This window comes from Protofrankia sp. Cr1 (assembly GCF_963555865.1).
In the GTDB taxonomy this organism is placed as follows: domain Bacteria; phylum Actinomycetota; class Actinomycetes; order Frankiales; family Frankiaceae; genus Protofrankia.
In genome coordinates, this window is sequence record NZ_CAUVXO010000599.1 from 1 (window position 1) to 2,264 (window position 2,264).

3 protein-coding genes and 1 pseudogene are annotated in these 2,264 nt (G+C 69.0%); 2 read left to right on the forward strand and 2 right to left on the reverse strand.

Features of this window, described 5'->3' with window-relative positions; genetic code table 11:
* The coding region (locus U9980_RS26465) for a MarR family winged helix-turn-helix transcriptional regulator (protein ID WP_322770421.1) at window positions 1-379 on the forward strand (379 nt) is incomplete at its 5' end.
* A gap of 63 nt (window positions 380-442) precedes the next feature.
* Window positions 443-826 (forward strand): PPOX class F420-dependent oxidoreductase, encoded by a 384-nt coding sequence (locus U9980_RS26470; RefSeq protein WP_322755081.1) that lies wholly within the window; start codon window positions 443-445, stop codon window positions 824-826.
* Window positions 827-870: 44 nt separating this feature from the next.
* On the opposite strand, the pseudogene U9980_RS26475 reads toward U9980_RS26470, so the two are convergent.
* Window positions 871-948: pseudogene (locus U9980_RS26475) on the reverse strand (Fic family protein); the annotation flags it as partial.
* A gap of 256 nt (window positions 949-1,204) precedes the next feature.
* Entirely contained in the window at window positions 1,205-2,074 is an 870-nt protein-coding gene (locus tag U9980_RS26480; RefSeq protein WP_322770422.1) for an SCO6745 family protein, read from the reverse strand.
* Between the last annotated feature and the right edge of the window lie 190 nt (window positions 2,075-2,264).

Below are 2,264 nucleotides of genomic sequence, written 5' to 3' on the forward strand. Positions count from 1 at the left end.
AGCGTTCGGCCTGACCGTACCGCAGTACGCGGCGATGCTGGCGCTGTCCCAGGTCCCCGGCTCGTCCGGGGCGCAACTGGCACGTCGTTGCAACGTCACACCGCAGTCGATGGCGAGCCTGCTCGCGACGCTGGAGAGCAAGGCTCTGGTGTCGCGAGTCGGCTCGTCCGTACACGGGAAGGTCTCCCTGGCCCACCTCACCGACACCGGCAACGAGCTGCTGGCCGCCGCTGATCGGGCGGCCATCGCGGTTGAGCGGCGGCTCGCCGACGCCTTCACCAGCGCCGAGTTGAGCTCCCTTCGCTCGCTCCTGATGCGGGCGACGGCAGCGTTGAGCGGTGGGGCGCCCGCCGACACGGCGATGGTAACAGAACTCTGATAAATGTTCGTACCCTGATATGGTGGGCGACATCCGTTTGCCAAGCGACTGAGGCGAGAAGCCATGCCAATTCCCGCAAGCCATCTGGACCTGCTCGAGCGCCCCCTGTTCGCCCACGTCGCCCAACTCCGCCCGGACGGTCGGCTCCAGACGAACCCCGTCTGGTACGCCTGGGACGGCAGGCGGCTACGCCTCACCACTACCAGCGACCGACAGAAGGGGCGCAACGCCGTCGCAGACTCCCGGATCGCCCTGTCCGTGCACGACCCTGACCAGCCATACCGGTACCTCGAAGTCCGTGGTGAGGTCGAGGCCATCGAACCGGACCCGGCCGGCGAATTCTTCGACGTTCTCGCCAAGCGCTACAACCTGGCCTATGACGACCTTCCGGACGCGGCCCGCCGGGTGGTGCTCGTGATCGCCCCGCGCGCCGCCTCCTGGCAGTAGCGGCCAAACATCACGTCGGTCCCCAGGGCCGACCCGGCGGTTGGAGTCTGCAGGCAGCGCGACATCCGTCCGTTACCGTCCCGCCATGGATGGATACTGACCAGGTTCAGACGAGCCACCGCGTAGACAGCAAACAAACATCCAGCATCAACTACCCGAAATCCGACCATCTTCCGGAGGTACCTACTCGCGAGAACCTCGCCATGAATGTTCGACGAAAGGCGTCGGGGGATATCTCGACATCGAACATCAGGGTGCGATCAGCTCGACCTTCGGAAAGTACGTCCGGTACCGCGCGGCGTCGCGAGTGAGCAGCCGGTAGCCGGCGACATTCCAGCCGAACCTCAGCACCCGGCAGGCGTTGTAAGAGGGGGCGGACTACGTGGACGCCGACCCGCGCGGGTCGGGCACTCCGATCGGGTTCGGCCAGCGGAGAAGCGCGGCGGCGCGGCTCGCGATGGGGGTCAGCGCCGCGACGCACCGTTCGACGGCGTCCGGACCGAGCGCGTCCCAGACCGGGCTGGCGATACGGTCCGTCGTCACCTCGATGCCGTGGAAGGCCAGCAGCGCCGCCTCCGTTGGGCCGCCGGCGCTGTCGAGCCAGCCACGGGCGCACAGCCGGCCGGTGGCGGCGATCCACTCGTCGTCCGACCAGCCGCGCACCCGCTGGAAGTCCTCGCGGCCGATCCCACCCATGCTGACCCGCCAGGCGCCGGTCTCGGCGCCGTCGAGACCGGCGGTGACCAAGGCTGCCACGTGACCGTCGCCGCGGTGCTCGCGTAGGATGGTCGCCGCATGCCACAGGATGCCGAGCGGATCCTGTGGCCAGGGCAGCGCCGCGTTCGCAGCGGCGAGCACCCGGCCGGGGACCGTGGCGTGCTCGGCCGCGGTCCGCATCAACCCGGCAAGCTCTGCGAGCTCGGCCGGCCTGGTCTCCTCCAGCAGCGGGCCAAGGGCGGCGCGGGCACCGTCGAGCCGCGCGGTCAGCGCCTTCTCGGGGGAGATCCGCGTCCAGATATCCGGCAGCGCCAATGCGACCATCGTCGGTGCGAACCCGAAGAAGCACCCGATGACCGGCGCCGCGCCGACCGGGCCGAGTGGCGCCGCCCGCCCGGCGAAGTACCCACGCCAGAATCCGCGCAGGCCGGCGTCCTCGAACGCCGCGGCGCAGGCCGGCGCGAAGTAGGTAACGGCGTGCACCGGTTCGAACAGCCGCCACATCCGCCGGGCCACGGTCTCCTCAGACATATTCCAACCCAAACGCCTACCAAGAGCGACCAGCAATAGGGGACGCGGCGTCGCGGGGCTGGGGCACGCACCTCACCTCACATCGTCGCTCCCCGTCCATCGCTGCGCGATGGATAAGTACCCCGGCTCGTCGGTCGATACCCACAACCAGTGTGACTCCCTCCGTTGTCTCGCCATGTACGCACGCCAG